Origin of the sequence: Streptomyces sp. MspMP-M5, assembly GCF_000373585.1 — a bacterium.
GTDB lineage: Bacteria > Actinomycetota > Actinomycetes > Streptomycetales > Streptomycetaceae > Streptomyces.
This window is the reverse complement of record NZ_KB891903.1, coordinates 18,851-37,030: the sequence shown is the minus strand read 5'-3', so window position 1 is coordinate 37,030 and position 18,180 is coordinate 18,851. Positions and strand designations below refer to the sequence as shown.

Genomic DNA, 18,180 nt, shown 5'->3' with positions numbered 1-18,180 from the left:
CCGATAAATGTCTGATCGAGCCACACCCCCGCAACCGATTGACCGGAGCCGTCGTCATACTGGCTAGCCGGTACCTGCCCTTCCGCGGACAGTGCCCCGTCACCAGGTGTAGCGGTCCCGGTGCGGGTGGTCGTAAACCCCCTGTGCAGATGGGGCTATTCTGGCCGGAAACAGCAGCGAAAGAGGGTTGAGGTGCCTGTGCCTGACGTCTCAGTAGTCGTCATTGTCTACAACGACGCCGACCGGTTGCCGACCGCGGTCCAGTCCGTACTGGATCAGACACTCCGGGACGTCGAGGTGGTGATCGTCGACGATTGCAGCACCGACCGTTCTTTCGAGGTCGCGCAGGCGCTCGCGGCCGCCCACCCGGAGCGGGTCAGAGCCTTCCAGCTGCCGGAGAACAGCGGCGCCGGCGGCGAGCCCCGGAACCTCGGCATTCAGCACACCCGCGGACAGTACGTCATGTTCCTGGACAGCGACGACGTCCTGGAACACAACGCCTGCCGCAATTTGCTGGAGGCCGCCGAGGAAACCGAAGCGGACATCGTCTCGGGTCTGTGTGTCCGAATCCACAGGGACACCCGGAACCAGAAGCGGGACGAGTGGTACGCCTGGCTCTATTCCACGACCCGCACTTTCGAATCGGTCACGGAATTGCCGGACCTTTTTGTGTGGGACACCCTCTCCACCAACAAGTGCTACCGCCGCGAATTCCTCATCGAGAACGACCTCCGCTTCCCCAAGGGGATGTTCTACGAGGACCTGATGTTTATCGCCGACGCATATCTCGCGGCGAACCGCATCACCCTGATTCCCAATCAGGTCTACTTCTGGAACGTCTTCGAGAAGGCCGCCGTGAAGTCGGTGACGAACCGGCGGCACGAAATGACCAACTACACCCACCGGCTGGAGATCCACCGGCGGATCGACGCCCTCCTGGCCGAGCGCGGGCTGACCGAGATGAAGCTCGCCAAGGACGTCAAGTTCCTCAAGCACGACCTGGTGCTCCACCTGCGGGACCTGCCGTTCCGCGACGAGGCGTACCGCCAGGAGTTCGCCGAGCTCTCCCGGGAGTACCTCGCCGGCCTCGCGCCCGAGGCGTACGAGCGGGTCCAGCCGATCCAGGCCATCTGCGCCTACCTGCTGCAGAAGGGCGACTGGGACAACCTCATCCCGGCCGTCGACAGCCTCATCAACCGCGCCAAGCTCTCCTCGCCGCTCGCCCAGCACGACGGCCGGATCTACTGGTGCGACGGCCACTTCGACGACGCGTTCGGCCGCCAGGTGCTGGACGTCACCGAACTCGGCTACCACGAGAAGCCGGTCAACCAGCTGTTCCTGCGCAACCAGCTCACCCGGTTCTCCGAGGCCGGCAGCACCGTCTCGCTGGCCGGCCGGGTCACCAACCCGCTCGGCGTGATCCCCGAGGGCGCCACGCTCCGCGGCGAGCTGGAGTTCAGCGCCCGCCGCCGCAGCCTGCAGTCCTTCACCTTCCCGGTGCAGACGGTGCGCCACGAGGGCGACGCCGTGGTGTGGGAGACCGCCGCCGACCTCACCGCGCGGCTGCGCCCGCTGGGCATCGTCGACACCATCTGGGACGTCCGGCTGCGCCTGGAGGTCGACGGGGTGCCCACCACCTCCCGGCTGACGGTCGCCGACACCGAGCTGGCCGGCGGCCCGCTGCCGATCCGGCCGCGGCTGACCCGGATGGTCGCCGACCACATCGAGCCGCACGTCTCCTCCAAGGGACACCTGGCGTTCCGGCTGATCAGCGAGAGCGCCAACGCCGAGCGCGTCCAGGGCCTGATCACCAAGGGCATGCACGGCAAGCCGGGGGCGCTGGCCAAGTCCGGCTACCGCAAGGCCAAGGCGCTGCGCAACACGCTCACCTCCGGGGACACCAAGCTGCGGGCGTACCACGAGGTGTTCAGCCGGCTGCCGATCAAGAAGCGCACGGTGGTCTTCGAGAGCCACCTCGGCAAGCAGTACAGCGACAGCCCGCGCGCGATCTACGAGGAGATGCGCCGGCAGGGCCTGGAGTTCGAGGCGATCTGGTCGTACGCCGGGTCCCCGAAGGACTTCCCCAAGGACGCCACCCTGGTCAAGCGCTGGTCGCTGCAGTACCTCAAGGCGCTGGCGCAGGCCGAGTACTGGGTGGACAACCAGAGCTACCCGCTGAAGCTGACCAAGCGCCCCGAGACCACCTACCTCCAGACCTGGCACGGCTCGGCGCTGAAGAACATGGGCTTCGACCAGCCCTCGCTCAAGGCGCAGACCCGCCAGGAGCAGGCCGAGCAGCAGCGCTCGCTGGACCGCTTCGACCGCTTCCTGTGCCGCACCGAGCACGATGCGCGGACGCTGGCCAAGGCGTTCCGGCTGAAGGAGAAGACCCTGCTGCGGGTGGGCTACCCGCGCAACGACGCGCTGGTGCGGGCCCGGCTGCGGGAGACCGAGCTGGGCCACCGGGAGCGCGGTCCGCTCGCGGCGGAGCTGGGCATCCCCGCGGACAAGAAGGTGCTGCTGTACGCGCCGACGTTCCGCAAGGCGGGCGGCCGGCACGGCCGGTTCGCGCTCCCCTTCGACGTGGAGCGCTTCGCCGACGAGTTCGGCGACCGCTACGTCCTGCTGGTCCGCTCGCACTACCTCAACCACGTGGTGCTGCCGCCGACCGTGCAGGGCCGGGTGATCGACGTCTCGGCGCGGCACGACATCACCCCGATCCTGGAGCTGGCCGACGGCCTGGTCACGGATTATTCGTCGGTGATGTTCGACTACGCGCTGCTCGACCGGCCGCTGATGTTCTTCACCTACGACTACGACGAATATGTGCACGAGGGGCGCGGCACGTACTTCGATCTGCTGGAACACGCCCCGGGGCCGGTGGTACGCACCGAGGACGATTTCTTCGAGGCCATGCAGTCTTTCGAGTCCCAGCAGCTGGAATACGCCAAGGACCGCAAGGAATTCGTCGCCAAGTTCGGGGAATACGACCAGGGCGACGCCGCTCAGAGCATCGTCGACCAGTTCTTTGCGCAGTGGAGCCGTTGATGACCAAGTCGAACGCAGCCGAGCCGCGGGACATCTTCTTCGTCTCCAACAGCGTCAACGAGCTGGGCGGCATCACCAGTTGGTCGCACCAGATGGCGCGCCTGTTCGCCGAGCGGGGCCACCGGGTGCACGTCGTCGGCATCGTGCCGCCCCCCGAGGGCCGGGTCCACGAGCTCGGCCCCGACCTGCCGTACGAGACCACCACGCTCTACGACGTGCACCCGCCGAGCGTCCGCCCGGTGCGCGGCCTGAAGGACCGCCTGAACGTCGTCGAGCAGCGGCGCCGGGCCGCGCGCGAGGCCGGGATGCACGAGCAGGCCGCCAAGATGAGCGCGCTGTTCCGGGCGGCCCGTCCGGGCGGCGTGGTGATCGTCACCCAGGTGTGGGCGATGGAGTGGGTGGCGCTGGCCGACACCGCCGGGCTGGCGGTCATCGGAATGAGCCACGAATCGTTCGAGACCTGCCGAAGGTCGTCCCGGTTCGCCCGTGTCAAGCGGTTTTACCAGGACGTCGACCGGATGCTGCCGCTCACCCGGGAGGACGCGGACAAGTGGATCCGGCAGCGGATGGACAACGTCGGCTTCATGCCGAACCCGCTGCCGTTCTTCCCCGACGTCCCCTCGGACCGCTCCCGCAAGGTCGTGGCGAGCATCGGCCGGCTGCACGAGGAGAAGGGCGTCGACCTGCTCCTGGAGGCGTGGGCGAAGGTCGCGCCGCAGCACCCGGACTGGACGCTGCGGATCTACGGCTCCGGTGAGGAGGCCGAGGCGCTGCGCAAGCAGGCGGCCGAGCTGGGGGTGACGAATTCGGTCGAGTGGATGGGCCGGACCAGCGACGTCGCCGGAGCGCTGCGGGAGAGCGCGGTCTTCGCGCTGAGCTCGCGCGGCGAGGGCTTCCCGCTCGCGCCCATGGAGGCGATGGCCACCGCGGTGCCGTGTGTGGCCTTCGATGTGGCCCCGGGCGTCCGCGAGATCATCACGGACGGCACCGACGGCTTCCTGGCCCCGCCCGGCAACGTCACCGAATTCGCCCGCCACCTCGACACCCTGATGTCGGACGAGGAACTGCGGAACCGGATGGGCGAGACGGCCCGGGAGAACATCCAGCGGTTCTCCACCGACGAGATCGTCGGCCGCTGGGAGGCGCTGTTCGCGCTCGTGGAGCGCTGAGCCGGCACCGCGCAATACAGAGGAGGGGCCGCCGGGTTTTCCCGGCGGCCCCTCCTCGTCGGGCTCGACAAGCGCCTCGACAAGGATGTTCAATATTCAGTCACTTACGGGTCCTTGTCCCGCTGCCCGCGGGAAGTGCCCGGAGCCGGACTTGAACCGGCACGGCCCGAAGGCCAGCGAGGTTTAAGCTCGCCGTGTCTGCATTCCACCATCCGGGCTTGGGGTCCCCCATGCCGCCTCCTAGAAGGCAGCACGAGCGTAGCCCGCAGGGCACGTAGCAGATCGGCCGCTCATCTCGAGGTTGTCTTATTTTATTGGCAACTGAGGGGGCATCAGCGGCTGCCAGGGCCCCCGGCACATGCCTGGAGCCCATGTTCGCCGGTGTCCGCGGGGACGGAATTCGACCCTGAATTGACGAAAACTCGACGCCTCCGCGACGGCCCCGCCGCGCCCTTCCCGGCGCCTCCGCAGGCGCCCGCCCGGCCCTTCCGGCAGCCGCGTCGGCCTCAGGGACGCCGTCATACCCAGGGATGAGGGAGGGGGGAGGGCTAATCCCTGGGGGTGGTCCGAGGACGGTCACACGGGTTGACGTCCGTGACGGTGCGCTGCCCGACGATGGAAACCGATGTTCCACCGCCCCTCGCGGTCGCCGAGCCGGCGGCCGAGGCGGCCCGTTCCTCGTCCGACAGGAGAACCCTTCCCGTGACCACCACCCACTCCGGCGTCACCGTCGCCGGCCACAGCACCGCGGTGGCCGCCCGCGCCACGGACCTCACCAAGGTCTACGGGACCGGCGAGACCCAGGTGGTCGCCCTGGACGCGGTCTCCGTCGACTTCCGCCAGGCCCAGTTCACCGCGATCATGGGCCCCTCCGGGTCCGGCAAGTCCACGCTGATGCACTGCATGGCCGGCCTGGACGCCATCTCCGGCGGCTCCGCGCGGCTCGGCGACATCGAGCTGACCGGGCTGAAGGACAAGAAGCTCACCCAGCTCCGGCGCGACAAGATCGGCTTCATCTTCCAGGCGTTCAACCTCCTCCCGACGCTCACCGCGCTGGAGAACATCACCCTTCCCATGGACATCGCCGGCCGTAAGCCGGACCGCGCCTGGCTGGAGCAGGTGGTGGAGACCGTCGGCCTGTCCGGCCGGCTCAAGCACCGCCCGAGCCAGCTCTCCGGCGGTCAGCAGCAGCGCGTCGCGGTGGCCCGCGCCCTGGCCTCCCGGCCCGAGATCATCTTCGCCGACGAGCCCACCGGCAACCTCGACTCCCGCTCCGGCGCCGAGGTCCTGGGCTTCCTGCGCAACTCCGTGCGCGAGCTGGGCCAGACGGTGGTGATGGTGACCCACGACCCGGTCGCGGCGTCGTACGCGGACCGCGTCATATTCCTCGCCGACGGCCGGATCGTCGACGACATGCCCGACCCCACGGCCGACATGGTGCTGGAGCGAATGCGGCGTTTTCCTGGGGGGCGCCCCCAGACCCCCAGCTTCGACGCCAAGGGCCGCATCAGCTGACCGTCAGCAGCCACCTCCCCACCCGGCCCCCGGATCCCCGGACCCCCGGGCCCCGGACCACTCCTCCAGGACTGACCCACCCATGTTCCGTACCGCCTTGCGCAATGTGCTCGCGCACAAGGCCCGGCTGCTGATGACCGTGCTCGCCGTGATGCTCGGCGTGGCCTTCGTCTCCGGCACCCTGGTCTTCACCTCCACCATTTCCGACGCCCTCCAGGCCAGCTCCCGCAAGGGCTTCGACAACGTCGACGTGGCCATCCAGCGGGGCGGCACCGACCGCGCCGACGGCGCCCCCGGCGCCCGCTCCGCGCTCGACCAGAAGCTGCTGGACAAGGCCGCCCATCTGCCCGGCGCCGCCTCCGCCACCGGCAGCGTCTCCGGCTTCACCGCCGTCGCCGACAAGCACGGCAAGCTGATCGGCGACGGCTTCTCGACCAGCGGCGCCAACTACTTCCCCGGCCCCGACGGCACCGACGCCCGCTACCCGATGCGCGCCGGCACCGCCCCCAAGGGCCCGCACGAGTTCGCCCTGGACGCCCGCACCGCCGACCGCGGCGGCTACAAGGTCGGTGACACCGTCCGGATATCCGTCGACGGCCCGGTCCGGGAGCAGAAGCTCACCGGCGTCTTCACCACCGACGACGGCCGGGTCGGCGCCGGCGGCAGCCTCGCACTGTTCGACACCGCCACCGCCCAGAAGCTGTTCGCGACGCCCGGCGAGTTCAGCGAGATCGACGTCAAGGCCGCGCCGGGCACCTCCCAGACGGCGCTGAAGGACGCGGTGGAGAAGGTGCTGCCCAAGGGCGCCGAGGCCACCACGGGTCGTGAACTCGCCGACGAGCAGGCCAAGTTCATCGCCCAGAGCATGGACGGCATGAAGAACGCCCTGCTGGCCTTCGCCGGTGTCGCCCTCTTCGTCGGCGTGTTCATCATCGCCAACACCTTCACCATGCTGGTCGCCCAGCGCACCAAGGAGCTGGCCCTGCTGCGCGCGGTCGGCGCCAGCCGCCGCCAGGTCACCCGCTCAGTACTGGCCGAGGCACTGGTGGTCGGCACGGTGGCCGGGGTGACGGGCCTGCTGGCCGGTATCGGCATCGGCGCCGGGCTGCGCGCCCTGTTGGGCGTCACCGGCGGCAAGATGCCCGACGGTCCGCTGGTGGTCTCGCCGTCCACGATCCTGATATCCCTGCTGGTCGGCGTCGTCGTCACGGTCCTGGCCGCCTGGCTGCCCGGTCGCCGGGCCGCGAAGATCCCGCCGGTCGCCGCGATGAACAGCGTGCACGCCACCGCCACCACCAAGTCCCTGGTGGTCCGCAACACCATCGGCGCGCTCCTCGCCGGTGCCGGCACGGCCGCGGTGCTGGTCGCCACCGGCATGTCCGACGGCAAGGCCACCATGGGCCTCGGCACGGCTCTGCTGGTGACCGGCGTGCTCGTCCTGACGCCGCTGCTGTCCCGCCCGCTGATCGCACTGGCCGCCCCGGCGCTGCGGCTCTTCGGGATCTCCGGCGCACTGGCCCGGCAGAACGCGGTCCGCAACCCGCGCCGGACGGCCGCCACGGCCTCGGCGCTGACGATCGGACTGCTGCTGATCACCGGTATGACGGTGGTCGCGGGCAGCGTCCAGCAGGCCGTCGACAAGATGGCCACCTCCTCCCTCAAGGCCGACTACGTGGTCTCCATGGCGAGCCGGTCCCCGCTCTCCCCGGACGTGGCGAAGAAGCTCGCGTCCGCGGACGGGGTCACCGCGTCCAGCCCGCTGCGCAACTCCCCGTCCCGCGTCGGCTCCGACATCGAGTACCTCACCGGCGTCAACGGCAAGGACTTCGGCAAGCTCACCCGGCTCGACTTCACCGAGGGCGCCCTCGGCACGCTCGGCGGCGACCGCGCCGTGGTGGACGGCTCCCTCGCCAAGGAGAAGGGCTGGCACACCGGCTCCCGTCTCCCGGTGACCTTCGAGGACGGCAAGAAGGGCACGCTGACCATCGGCGGGATCTACGAGGGCAACGAGGTGATCCGGGGCATCATCCTCGACAACGGCACGCTCGCCCCGCACCAGAAGCACGCCACCGACATGCAGGTGATGGTGAAGACGGCGCACGGCGCCACCCCCGAGGCCAAGGACTCCCTGGTCAAGGCGCTCGGCGAGAACCCTGCCATCGCCGTCGCGGACAAGAAGGACGTCTCCGACTCCATCTCCAAGACGATCACCCTGATGCTGAACATGCTCTACGGCCTGCTGGCCATGGCGGTGATCGTCGCGGTGCTCGGTGTCGTCAACACCCTGGCGATGTCGGTCTTCGAGCGCTCCCAGGAGATCGGCATGCTGCGTGCCATCGGCCTGGACCGCCGGGGCATCAAGCGGATGGTGCGGCTGGAGTCGCTGGTGATCTCGCTCTTCGGCGGGGTGCTGGGCATCGGCCTGGGAGTCTTCTTCGGCTGGGCGACCGGTGAGCTGATCAAGGGCACGGGCCAGCTGCCGACGTACGAACTGGTGCTGCCCTGGGGCCGGATGGGCATCTTCCTCGCCCTGGCCGCGCTGGTGGGCGTGCTGGCCGCGCTGTGGCCGGCGCGCCGCGCGGCGAAGCTCAACATGCTCCAGGCCATCAAGGCGGAGTAGCCCGCACCGGGGCCGTCGCCAGGCGGCGGCCCCGGACGGCCCGAGGGCCCCGGTCCCGCGCAGCCGCGCCTCGGACCGGGGCCCTCGGCCGTGCTCAGCCCCGCCAGTCGCGAGCCCGCAGCGGCAGCCCGGAGGCGCCGGAGTCCGGCGTGCGGACCGCCAGCACCTGGTTGACTCCTATGCGGTTGCGCTCGAACGACAGCGCCGAGGCGGCCATGTAGAGCCGCCAGATCCGGGCCCGGCCCGGGGACGTGAGCCGCACCGCCTCGGCCCAGTGGGCCTCCAGGTTGGCCACCCACTGACGCAGCGTCAGCGCGTAGTGCTCCCGGATCGCCTCCACGTCCCGCACCTCGAAGCCGGCCTCCTCCAGCTGGCCGACCGTCCGCCCCACCGGCGCCAGCTCGCCGTCGGGGAAGACATAGCGGTCGATGAACTCGTCGACGTGGTAGGCGTCCTCGTCGGCCAGCGGCCGCCGGGCGATCTGGTGGTTCAGCAGCCGCCCGCCGGGCTTCAGCAGGCCGTGCAGCAGGCCCGCGTACTCCGCGTACCGGGCCCGGCCGACGTGCTCGGCCATCCCGATCGAGGAGATCGCATCGAACGGCCCGTCGGTGATCTCGCGGTAGTCCTGCACCCGGATCTCGATCCGGTCGGCGAGTCCGGCGTCGGCGATCCGCTTGCGGGCGTAGGTGGCCTGCTCCTCGGAGAGGGTGATGCCGACCGCCCGGACGCCGTACTCGCGGGCCGCGTGCAGCACCATCGAACCCCAGCCGCAGCCCACGTCCAGCAGCCGCTGCCCCTCCCCCAGGCCGAGCTTGCGGCAGATCAGGTCGAGCTTGGCGCGCTGGGCGTCCTCCAGGGTGGCGACGCCACCGGGCGCCTCCTCGTCGGGCCGCCAGTAGGCGCAGGAGTAGACCATGGACGGGCCGAGCACCAGCTCGTAGAAGTCGTTGCCGACGTCGTAGTGATGGCTGATCGCCTGCCGGTCGCGGAGCAGGGAGTGCAGCGCCCCGCGGCGCGGGCGGGCCTCCTCGGCGGGCGGCGCGGGCGGGACGGGAAGGCCGGCCAGGGACAGCAGTTCCTTGGCGGCGGTCCGGATCTCGGGGCGGGCCAGGGAGCGCAGCGCGGCGATGCGCGACGCCTTCGGGGCGGCGTCGCCGCGCTCCCAGATCAGGTCGGCGAGCAGGTCCAGTGCCGCGTAGAGGTCGCCGTCCACGTCGATGTCGCCGGCCACCCAGGCCCGGGCCAGGCCCAACTCGCCTGGTTTGAACAGGAGTCGGCGCAGCGCGCGGCGGTTGCGGATGACGAGCACAGGGGCCCCCGGGGGGCCGGACTCACTGCGGTCCCAAGCGCGGATCCGCACCGGGAGCGGGACCCCCAGCACCTCCTCGGCGAGCTTGGTGAGCCGTCCAGCGGCACCGGCCATGTCGCACACCTCCGTCATGACGAGTCGGGTAAAGAAGTTTCACCCACCACCTAAACGCCAAGTCGGTGCGTGGATAGTCCCGTTCGTCTGCAAGAGAACAACATGGCACCGGGTTTCGGCCACACCCCGGGCACGCCGAAGGGCGCCCGCCCCACGGATGGCGGACGCCCTTCGGGCTGGTCGGAGTACCCGACCGGTGACTCAGGAAGCCTTGGCCTTCGGCTTGCCCCCGTCGGCCGCGGCGGCCGGGGCGGGCGCGGGCTTGGCGGCCTCGTAGAACTCCTCGCGGGGGTTCTCCATGGCGCCGAGCGAGACCACCTCGCGCTTGAGGAAGGTGGCCAGCGTCCAGTCGGCGAAGACCCGGATCTTGCGGTTGAACGTCGGCATCGCCATGCCGTGGTACGCGCGGTGCATGTACCAGGCGAGACGGCCCTTGAGCTTGATCTTCATCTTGCCCATGACGATCATCGCGACGCCCTTGTGCAGGCCGAGACCGGCGACCGCACCCTTGTTGGCGTGGCTGTACTCCTTCTGCGGGAAGCCCCGCATACCGGAGACCACGTTGTCGCCGAGGACCTTGGCCTGCCGCAGCGCGTGCTGCGCGTTCGGCGGGCACCAGGCGTTCTCGTTGCCGTTCCGGCGGCCGACCATGTCGGGGACCTGGGCGTTGTCGCCGGCCGCCCAGATGTAGTCGGTGCCCTTGACCTGGAGGGTGGGCTCGGCGTCGATGTGACCGCGCGGGCCCAGCGGCAGGCCGAAGCGGGACAGCGCCGGGTTCGGCTTGACGCCGGCGGTCCACACGATGGTGTTGGAGAGCACCTCGAGGCCGTTGTCGAGGACGACGTGACCGTCCACGCAGGACTTCATGCCGGTCTTGAGGTAGACCTCGACGCCGCGGGACTCCAGGTGCTCCTTGCCGTAGGCACCGAGCTTGGGACCGACCTCGGGAAGGATCTTGTCCGCGACGTCGACCAGCAGGAAGCGCATGTCCTCGCGCTTGACATTCTTGTAGTACTTCGCGGCGTCGCGGGCCATGTCCTCGACCTCGCCGACGGTCTCCGCACCGGCGAAGCCGCCGCCGATGAAGACGAAGGTCAGCGCCTTGCGGCGGACCTCCTCGTCGGTCGTGGAGTCGGCCTTGTCCAGCTGCTCCAGGACGTGGTTGCGCAGGCCGATGGCCTCCTCGATGCCCTTCATGCCGATGCCGTTCTCGGCCAGGCCGGGGATCGGGAAGGTGCGGGAGACCGCGCCCATGGCGACGACCAGGTAGTCGAAGGGCAGCTCGTACGCGTCGCCCACCAGCGGGGCGACCGTGGCGACCTTCCGGTCCTGGTCGATGGTGGTCACCCGGCCGGTGAGGACCTCCGCCTTGGGCAGCACGCGCCGCAGCGGGACCACAACATGACGGGGGGAGATGCTGCCGGCCGCAGCTTCAGGGAGGAAGGGCTGGTACGTCATGTACGAGCGCGGGTCGACGACCGTGACGGTCGCCTCGCCGTACCGCATCTTCTTCAGGATGCGGCGTGCCGCGTACAGGCCTACGTACCCACCGCCTACAACGAGGATCCTGGGACGCTCCGTGGTGCTCATGCAATCGAGTATCCACCCCCACATGGGGGGTTGCTCGTGAGCCCCTTCACAAGAATGACGAAGGCATCTGCTACACTCCGCCGGCTCCGTGACCGACGCCATAGCGCGTTCCGGGAACCACGGTATAACGCGACACGTTGAAGACCCCTGTTGATCAGGGCTTGTCCGCTCATGAGCCGCCGTACCGCACCCCGCGCGGACACTCTCGTCACACAGCGGAAACCCACCGTAGACCCCGCAAACCCCGGGCAGATGAGTCCTAGGACCTTCGAATGAGGGTCGGTCGGCCCCTTAGTTCGCCCGGGAGGCGGGTTTTTCATGTGAAGGATTTCACGAACCTTTTTTCCGGCGGCCCCTCCGGCGCCCCCGAAACCCGCTCGGACGGCGCCGCGCCCGCTCAAAAAGCCCGTTTTGAGCGGCGGTTGCGGCACCGTCCCGAGTGGCGCACGAGGCTTGCCGTCAGGCGAGGCTCCAGGCGATTCCGTCCAGAATGTCGTGTTCGCTGACCACGACCTCCTCGGCGTCGACCCGCTCCATGATCGACAGCAGGACGAGGGCGCCGGCGGCAATGACGTCGACCCGGCCGGGGTGGATGACCGGGATCGCGGCCCGCTCGGCGTGGGTGGAGGCCAGCAGCCGCTCGGTGATCCCGCGGACCTCGGCCCGGGAGATCCGCGAGTGGTGGATGGCTGCGGAGTCGTAGTGGTCCAGGCCCTGCGCAATGGCGGCGACGGTGGTGACCGAGCCGGCCAGGCCGACGAGGGTGGCGGCCTCGGTCAGCGGGACGGTCTCCTCGGCGCGGTCCAGGGCCGCGGCGATGTCGGCCTTCATGGCGGCGATCTGGCCGGCTGTGGGCGGGTCGGCGAGGTCGCCGTGCGCGAGGTGGCGCTCCGTCATCCGGACGCAGCCGACGTCGACGGAACGGGCCGCCCGGACCGTCTCACCGCCGAGCACGAACTCCGTGGAGCCGCCGCCGATGTCCACGACGAGGTAGGGGAGTTCGATGTGCGGGTGGCCGGTCAGCTCCTTGGTGGCGCCGGTGAAGGAGAACTCCGCCTCCTGGTCGCCGGTGATCACCTCGGGCTCGACGCCCAGGATGTCCACCACACCGCGGACGAAGTCGGCGCGGTTCTCCGCGTCCCGGGAGGCCGAGGTGGCCACGAAGCGGACGTGCTCCGCGCCCAGGCCCTTGATCACCGCGGCGTACTCCCGGCAGGCCGCGAAGGTGCGCTCCAGCGCCTCGGGCGCCAGCCGCCCGGTGCGGTCCACGCCCTGGCCCAGCCGGACGATCTGCATCCGGCGGTCCAGCTCCTTCAGCTCGCCGGTCGAACCCGCGCCGGAGGCGCTGTCGGGCAGCGTGACGTCCGCGACCAGCAGGCGGATGGAGTTCGTACCGCAGTCGACGGCGGCGACACGCTTCACTCGGACTCTCCTTCGTCACTCCGGCCGGCGTCCTCGGCGCACGGGGTCACGCACGGGCCCTTGCGCCACCACTCCGGCAGCATCGCGAGCGCCTCGTCGCCGAGCGGGTTGACGCCCGGGCCGGCGGCCAGCGAGTGGCCGACGAGCACATGCAGGCACTTGACCCGGTCGGGCATGCCGCCGGCGCTCGGGAAGCCCTGCAGCACCTCGATGGCGTCCCGCCGGCGGATGTAGTCCTCGTGGGCCGCTCGGTAGGCGGCGGCCAGCTCCGGGTCGTTCGCCAGTCGCTCGGTCATCTCCTTCATCACGCCGTTGGCCTCCAGCGTGCCGATCGCGGAGGCGGCGCGCGGGCAGGTCAGGTAGTAGAGCGTGGGGAAGGGCGTGCCGTCCTCCAGGCGCGGAGCGGTCTCGACGACGTCCGGCTGTCCGCAGGGGCAGCGGTGCGCGATGGTGCGCAGGCCGCGCGGCGGGCGGCCGAGCTGCTCCTTGAAGGCGGCGATGTCCGCGGCGGTGGGCTCGGTGGGCTCGGTCTGGGGCGGAGGCGTGTCCATGTGCGCTTTCGTGAAGGCCGGTGATGGATGGCGGACGGGGCCGGGCGGACGGCGGACCGGTGGCGTCCCGTACCGCCGGGTGCGGCCCCGCCCGTACAGTCTCGCCGGTGCCGGCCGGTGCGAGCTACCGCTTGCCGGCGGCGGCCGGGGTGGTGCGGACGGCGGCGGCCCGGTCCGTGCGGTCGACGTCGTCCCAGAGCTTGTCGTACCAGGGGCGCTGGGTCGTCTCCGCCCCCTTGGGCGCGGCGCGGACGCCGGAGCCGTCCTGGACGATGTACCCGGTCTCGTCCGGCATGACGTAGTGAAGGTGGCGGCGGGCCTGCTGCCGGACGTAGGCCGGGTCCTGCCAGCGGGCCTTCTCGTCGCGCAGCCGGTCCAGCGCGGCCGCCGCCTCCTGGGCCTTGCGGCGCTGGTCGGCGATGTCCGAGCGCTGGGTGATGTACTGCCTTATGGGGTAGGCCAGGGCGACCACCAGCGAGCACATCACCAGCGCCAGCAGCGCGGCGCGGCCGGTGAGGCGGTTGCGGCGGGGCCGCCGCCGGGCGCGGTGGACGCGGGCGGCGGCCTGTTCGCCGAGCGCCTTGAGCCGGGTCGCGGTGGAGAACCGGTCCGCGGGCACGTCGTCTCGCCTCCCCTTCAGCTTCCGTCCTGACGTCGTCACGGCGGGCATCATGACGTACGTCCCCGGCAACGGTACGGGACCGGCGCCGGGGACGCGGCACTTGAGGGGCCTGTGGCGTCGGCCCCCGCGGTGCTTACTGGTGCGCGGAACGGCTGTGCTCGTTACTCCGCGGAACGGCTGTGCTTGTTACTCCGCAGAGCGACTGTGCTTGTTACTCCGCAGAGCGGAAGCGCGGGAAGGCGCTGCGGCCGGCGTACACCGCGGCGTCGTCGAGGATCTCCTCGATGCGCAGCAGCTGGTTGTACTTGGCGACGCGCTCGGAGCGGGCCGGGGCGCCGGTCTTGATCTGGCCGCAGTTGGTGGCGACGGCGAGGTCGGCGATGGTGACGTCCTCGGTCTCGCCCGAGCGGTGCGACATCATGCACTTGAAGCCGTTGCGCTGGGCCAGCTCGACGGCGTCCAGGGTCTCGGTCAGCGAACCGATCTGGTTGACCTTCACCAGGAGGGCGTTGGCGGAGCCCTCCTCGATGCCGCGGGCCAGGCGCTCGGGGTTGGTGACGAAGAGGTCGTCGCCGACCAGCTGCACCTTGGTGCCGAGCTTGTCGGTGATGACCTTCCAGCCGGCCCAGTCGTCCTCGAACAGCGGGTCCTCGATGGAGACCAGCGGGTAGGCCGCCACCAGCTCCTCGTAGTACTCGGTCATCTCGGCGGCCGAGCGCTCCTTGCCCTCGAACTGGTACTTGCCGTCCTTGTAGAACTCGGAGGCGGCGACGTCCAGCGCGAGCGCGATGTCCTGGCCAGGGGTGTAGCCGGCCTCCTTGATGGCCTCCAGGATGAGGTCCAGGGCCTCGCGGTTGGAGCCGAGGTTCGGGGCGAAGCCGCCCTCGTCGCCCAGGCCGGTGGCCAGGCCCTTGTTCTTCAGGACCTTCTTGAGGGTGTGGTAGACCTCGGCGCCCCAGCGCAGCGCCTCGGAGAAGGACTCCGCGCCGATCGGGGCGATCATGAACTCCTGGATGTCCACGTTGGAGTCGGCGTGCGAGCCGCCGTTCAGGATGTTCATCATCGGGACGGGCAGGACGTGCGCGTTCGGGCCGCCGAGGTAGCGGAACAGCGGCAGGTCGCTGGCCTCGGAGGCGGCGTGCGCGACGGCGAGCGAGACGCCGAGGATGGCGTTGGCGCCCAGCGAACCCTTGTTGTCGGTGGCGTCCAGGTCGAACATCGCCTGGTCGATCAGCCGCTGCTCGGTCGCGTCGTAGCCGACCAGCTCCGGGCCGATCTGCTCGATGACGGCGAGGACGGCCTTCTCCACGCCCTTGCCGAGGTAGCGGTTGGGGTCGCCGTCCCGCAGCTCGATGGCCTCGAAGGCGCCGGTGGAGGCACCGGACGGCACGGCGGCACGGCCGGTGCTGCCGTCGTCGAGGCCGACCTCGACCTCGACCGTGGGATTACCTCGCGAGTCGAGAATTTCGCGGGCTACGACGACGTCGATGGACGGCACGTTGTCTCCTTCATGGGTGTCTGGAGTTCTCGGCATGAGCCTAACGGCCCTGGCGCGATCCGCTCGCCCGTGGCCCGCTCCCTGGGACGGAAAACCCCAACAAGAGAGTCAAAAGCCCAGTTCACAGGAGGTTTCCGCGCAATGTTCGCTATGCGGGGAACGCTGCGCCGGGCCGCCGGCCGGGTCCGGGAACGGAGAAGCCCCGCCGTGGCGCGCTCGGGGGTACGCGCCGCGGCGGGGCAGCTCTCGCGGGTCTCTCAGGCGGCCGGTACGGCTCAGACGCTGAGCTTCTGACCCGGGAAGATCAGGTTGGGGTTGCCGCCGACGACGGACTTGTTGGCGGCGTAGAGCGCCTTCCAGTTGGTGCCGTGCGCCTTGGCGATCTTGGCGAGGGTGTCGCCCGCCTTGACGACGTAGGTGTCGCCGGAGCGGTGCGAGCGCTCGGGGGCCGGCTGGGCCTTCTCGACCTTCTCGCGGGCCGGGGCGGACTTCTTGGTGGTGCCCTGGCTCTTCTTGGTGGTCTCGGTGCCCTGGCTCTTCTTGGCGGTGGAGCCGGAGGGGTCGACGTTCGCGGCGGGACCACCGGAGGTCAGGCCACCGGCGCCGGCGCAGCCCCAGGCACCCGGGCCCTGCATGGCGAGCAGCTTCTCGGCGACGGCGATCTGCTGGGACTTGGTGGCCAGGTCGGCGCGGGGCGCGTACTTGGTGCCACCGGCGGCGGCCCAGCTGGAGTTCGAGAACTGCAGGCCACCGTAGTAGCCGTTACCGGTGTTGATCGACCAGTTGCCGCTGGACTCGCACTGGGCGACCTTCTCCCAGGTGGCGACCGAGGCGGCGGAAGCAGAGGTGGCGCCCATCAGCGGGACGGCGACGGCGGCGCCGGCGACACCGGCCAGGGTGGCGACGCGGACGGCCTTGGAGCTGCGGCGGTGCTTGCCCTTGTTGATCAGCATCGTGCGTTCGTTTCCTCACCGACGCCTGCGAGGTGAGCTGTCGGGTTCGGGCCGTGTGAGCTGCCCGGCCGCGTGTGCTGCACACACGGCTTCACCCCAAGCCGGCTGACCCGTTTTCACGGGCGGGGCCGGCACTTACCTTGGGTCCCCCGCTCCTGCCTTCGGCGCTTGCGCGTCGTCGACTCCGACCGCCGGCAGGATTCGGCGTGCGATCGAAGGGCCCGCTTTGGCGAGCGGTCCTGACCGTAAGCAGTAACCCTGTTGGTGTTCAAACCCCATCTTCTGAACCAAGTTGACCGTTTTTGATCAATGCACAGGCCATTTCCGCAGGTAGACCCCGGTATGGGAACGGGGGGCGGGGCGCACCCCGCCCCCCGCAACGAGAGCCATATCTCACTTTTACGAAACGGCGGGAAATCCGGCGAACTGCCGGTAACTACCCCTGCTTCCGCCCGAGATCGAGCAGCTGACCAGGGTGGATCAGATCCGCGTCGGAGCCGATGACGCCCTGGTTGCGGTCGTAGAGCGCGGGCCAGCCGCCCGGCAGGTCATGGCTCTCGGCGATCGCTGACAGGTTGTCACCCGGGCGAACGCGGTAGCGGCCGTCGTCCGCCGGGGGCGTCCGGGAGTCCTTCCCGCCACGCGAGGCGTGCCGGCCGCTGCCGCCGTCCCGGCCGTCCCCGGAGTCCGCACCGTCGCCCGGCGCACCACGGTGCTTGCCGGTGGCGGGGGGCGTGGAGGGGGCGTCGGGGTCGGTGGGGCCGGTGGAGTCAGAGGGGGCCGGGGAGGCGGGGTCTGCGGGGTCGGTGGGACCCGTGGGGTGCGCCGGGTGCGTCGGCTGCTGCGCCGGGTCCGTGGGGTCGGACGGGGCGGACGAGCCCGACGGGTCGGACGGGGCGGGCGAGCCCGACGGGTCGTCGTCGGACGGGGAGGCCGACGGCGTGCCGGACGCCGGGTCGGACGGGGAGGCCGAGTCGGAGGGGGCCCCTGAGCCGGAGGGGGACGGCGAGCCGGACGGCGAGCCCGATGCCGAGTCGGACGGCGAGGGGGTGGCCGAGGACGAGCCGGACGGGTCGGACGGGTCGGGTGTGGCCGACGGGGAGCCCGGGGTGTGGGAGCCGGAGCCGTCGTCGGACGGTGCCGGGGTCGGGGTACCCGGGCCGGCGCCGTCCGCGCCTCCCGTCGTGCCGGAGTGGCGGCCGTCGGGGCCGCCGTGCGTCGGGCGCGGCGACGGGCGGCTGGTGGCGCCCGGGTCCACGCTGGGCGCGGGGCCGCCCTTGGTCAGTCCGGCGTGCAGCGCGCAGCTGGGGAAGGCGTCCGGGCCGCGGTCGTCGACTATCGCCTGGGCCACGGCTATCTGCTGGGCGCGGCTGGCGAGGTCGGGACGGGAGGCGTAGGCGGAGCCGCCGTAGTCGTCCCACATCTCCTGGGTCAGCTGGAGGCCGCCGTAGAAGCCGTTGCCGGTGGCGGCGCTCCAGACCCCGCCGCTCTCGCACTGTGCGACGCGGTCCCAGGTCGTCGCGTCGGCGGCGTGCGCACCGCCCGCGGTGAACAGCGGCAGGGCCAGGCCCGCGCCGGTCACGCCGGCCGTGACAAAGATGGCCGGTGCCTGTCGGGGGCGACGGTGCCGACCGTTCCCGGAACGCATGCGGTTGCCTTTCGCGCGGCGGTTGAGTTGTCGGATCGGCGGTTGCGAGGGGTGCCGTGCGGCAGCCCGGGGCCGCCCCCGATCGTCGGAGGAAAGGTAGCCGGGGTCACGGGCAGTCACA

12 protein-coding genes, 1 tRNA gene and 1 riboswitch are annotated in these 18,180 nt (G+C 70.6%); of the genes, 4 read left to right on the top strand and 9 right to left on the bottom strand.

The window, feature by feature from the left end; all coding sequences use genetic code 11:
- Positions 1–198 precede the first annotated feature (198 nt).
- Positions 199–3,048 (top strand): bifunctional glycosyltransferase/CDP-glycerol:glycerophosphate glycerophosphotransferase, encoded by a 2,850-nt coding sequence (locus tag B073_RS0123650; protein ID WP_018540558.1) that lies wholly within the window; start codon positions 199–201, stop codon positions 3,046–3,048.
- Positions 3,048–4,217 (top strand): glycosyltransferase family 4 protein, encoded by a 1,170-nt coding sequence (locus B073_RS0123645; protein WP_018540557.1) that lies wholly within the window; start codon positions 3,048–3,050, stop codon positions 4,215–4,217. The genes B073_RS0123650 and B073_RS0123645 overlap by 1 nt, the downstream gene beginning before the upstream one ends.
- Before the next feature lie 136 nt (positions 4,218–4,353).
- Here B073_RS0123645 and B073_RS0123640 read toward each other — a convergent pair.
- Positions 4,354–4,435 (bottom strand) — tRNA-Leu (locus tag B073_RS0123640).
- 484 nt (positions 4,436–4,919) lie between these two features.
- On the opposite strand from B073_RS0123640, the gene B073_RS0123635 reads away from it, so the two are divergent.
- Positions 4,920–5,732, top strand: a complete 813-nt coding sequence (locus tag B073_RS0123635) for an ABC transporter ATP-binding protein (RefSeq protein WP_018540556.1) — start codon at positions 4,920–4,922, stop codon at positions 5,730–5,732.
- 82 nt (positions 5,733–5,814) lie between these two features.
- On the top strand, positions 5,815–8,352 hold the full coding sequence (locus tag B073_RS0123630; RefSeq protein WP_018540555.1) for an ABC transporter permease: 2,538 nt from the start codon (positions 5,815–5,817) through the stop codon (positions 8,350–8,352).
- Positions 8,353–8,446: 94 nt separating this feature from the next.
- Here the strand turns inward: B073_RS0123630 and B073_RS0123625 are convergent, their stop codons facing one another.
- The 8 genes from B073_RS0123625 to B073_RS0123590 all read right to left on the bottom strand — a co-directional run bounded on the left by B073_RS0123625 (position 8,447) and on the right by B073_RS0123590 (position 17,993).
- The gene (locus B073_RS0123625; protein ID WP_018540554.1) at positions 8,447–9,775 is read right to left on the bottom strand and encodes an SAM-dependent methyltransferase; all 1,329 of its coding nucleotides are present in this window, start codon (positions 9,773–9,775) and stop codon (positions 8,447–8,449) included.
- Positions 9,776–9,976: 201 nt separating this feature from the next.
- A complete protein-coding gene (locus B073_RS0123620) occupies positions 9,977–11,365 on the bottom strand; it encodes an NAD(P)/FAD-dependent oxidoreductase (RefSeq protein ID WP_063740903.1) in 1,389 nt (462 codons plus the stop codon).
- 459 nt (positions 11,366–11,824) lie between these two features.
- A complete protein-coding gene (locus B073_RS0123615; protein WP_018540552.1) occupies positions 11,825–12,787 on the bottom strand; it encodes a Ppx/GppA phosphatase family protein in 963 nt (320 codons plus the stop codon).
- Positions 12,784–13,338, bottom strand: coding sequence for a DUF501 domain-containing protein (locus B073_RS0123610; RefSeq protein ID WP_018540551.1), 555 nt, complete (start codon positions 13,336–13,338; stop codon positions 12,784–12,786). Before B073_RS0123610 ends, B073_RS0123615 begins: the two co-directional genes overlap by 4 nt.
- 124 nt (positions 13,339–13,462) lie before the next feature.
- The gene (locus tag B073_RS0123605) at positions 13,463–13,957 is read right to left on the bottom strand and encodes an FtsB family cell division protein (protein ID WP_018540550.1); all 495 of its coding nucleotides are present in this window, start codon (positions 13,955–13,957) and stop codon (positions 13,463–13,465) included.
- A 214-nt stretch (positions 13,958–14,171) separates the two neighbouring features.
- The gene (eno, locus tag B073_RS0123600) at positions 14,172–15,494 is read right to left on the bottom strand and encodes a phosphopyruvate hydratase (RefSeq protein WP_051094156.1); all 1,323 of its coding nucleotides are present in this window, start codon (positions 15,492–15,494) and stop codon (positions 14,172–14,174) included.
- A 239-nt stretch (positions 15,495–15,733) separates the two neighbouring features.
- Complete coding sequence (locus B073_RS0123595) at positions 15,734–16,411, bottom strand: transglycosylase family protein (protein ID WP_018540548.1); 678 nt, start codon at positions 16,409–16,411, stop codon at positions 15,734–15,736.
- A gap of 7 nt (positions 16,412–16,418) precedes the next feature.
- A riboswitch (cyclic di-AMP (ydaO/yuaA leader) is annotated at positions 16,419–16,588 on the bottom strand.
- A gap of 259 nt (positions 16,589–16,847) precedes the next feature.
- On the bottom strand, positions 16,848–17,993 hold the full coding sequence (locus B073_RS0123590; protein WP_018540547.1) for a transglycosylase family protein: 1,146 nt from the start codon (positions 17,991–17,993) through the stop codon (positions 16,848–16,850).
- Positions 17,994–18,180: the final 187 nt, after the last annotated feature.

What these genes read in the sequence shown, in the direction of transcription:
- B073_RS0123645 (WP_018540557.1), top strand. Translation starts at nt 3,048, where the DNA reads ATGACCAAGTCGAACGCAGCCGAGCCGCGGGACATCTTCTTCGTCTCC.
- B073_RS0123630 (WP_018540555.1), top strand. Translation starts at nt 5,815, where the DNA reads ATGTTCCGTACCGCCTTGCGCAATGTGCTCGCGCACAAGGCCCGGCTG.
- B073_RS0123625 (WP_018540554.1), bottom strand. Translation starts at nt 9,775, where the DNA reads ATGGCCGGTGCCGCTGGACGGCTCACCAAGCTCGCCGAGGAGGTGCTG.
- B073_RS0123620 (WP_063740903.1), bottom strand. Translation starts at nt 11,365, where the DNA reads ATGAGCACCACGGAGCGTCCCAGGATCCTCGTTGTAGGCGGTGGGTAC.
- B073_RS0123610 (WP_018540551.1), bottom strand. Translation starts at nt 13,338, where the DNA reads ATGGACACGCCTCCGCCCCAGACCGAGCCCACCGAGCCCACCGCCGCG.
- eno (WP_051094156.1), bottom strand. Translation starts at nt 15,494, where the DNA reads ATGCCGAGAACTCCAGACACCCATGAAGGAGACAACGTGCCGTCCATC.
- B073_RS0123595 (WP_018540548.1), bottom strand. Translation starts at nt 16,411, where the DNA reads ATGCTGATCAACAAGGGCAAGCACCGCCGCAGCTCCAAGGCCGTCCGC.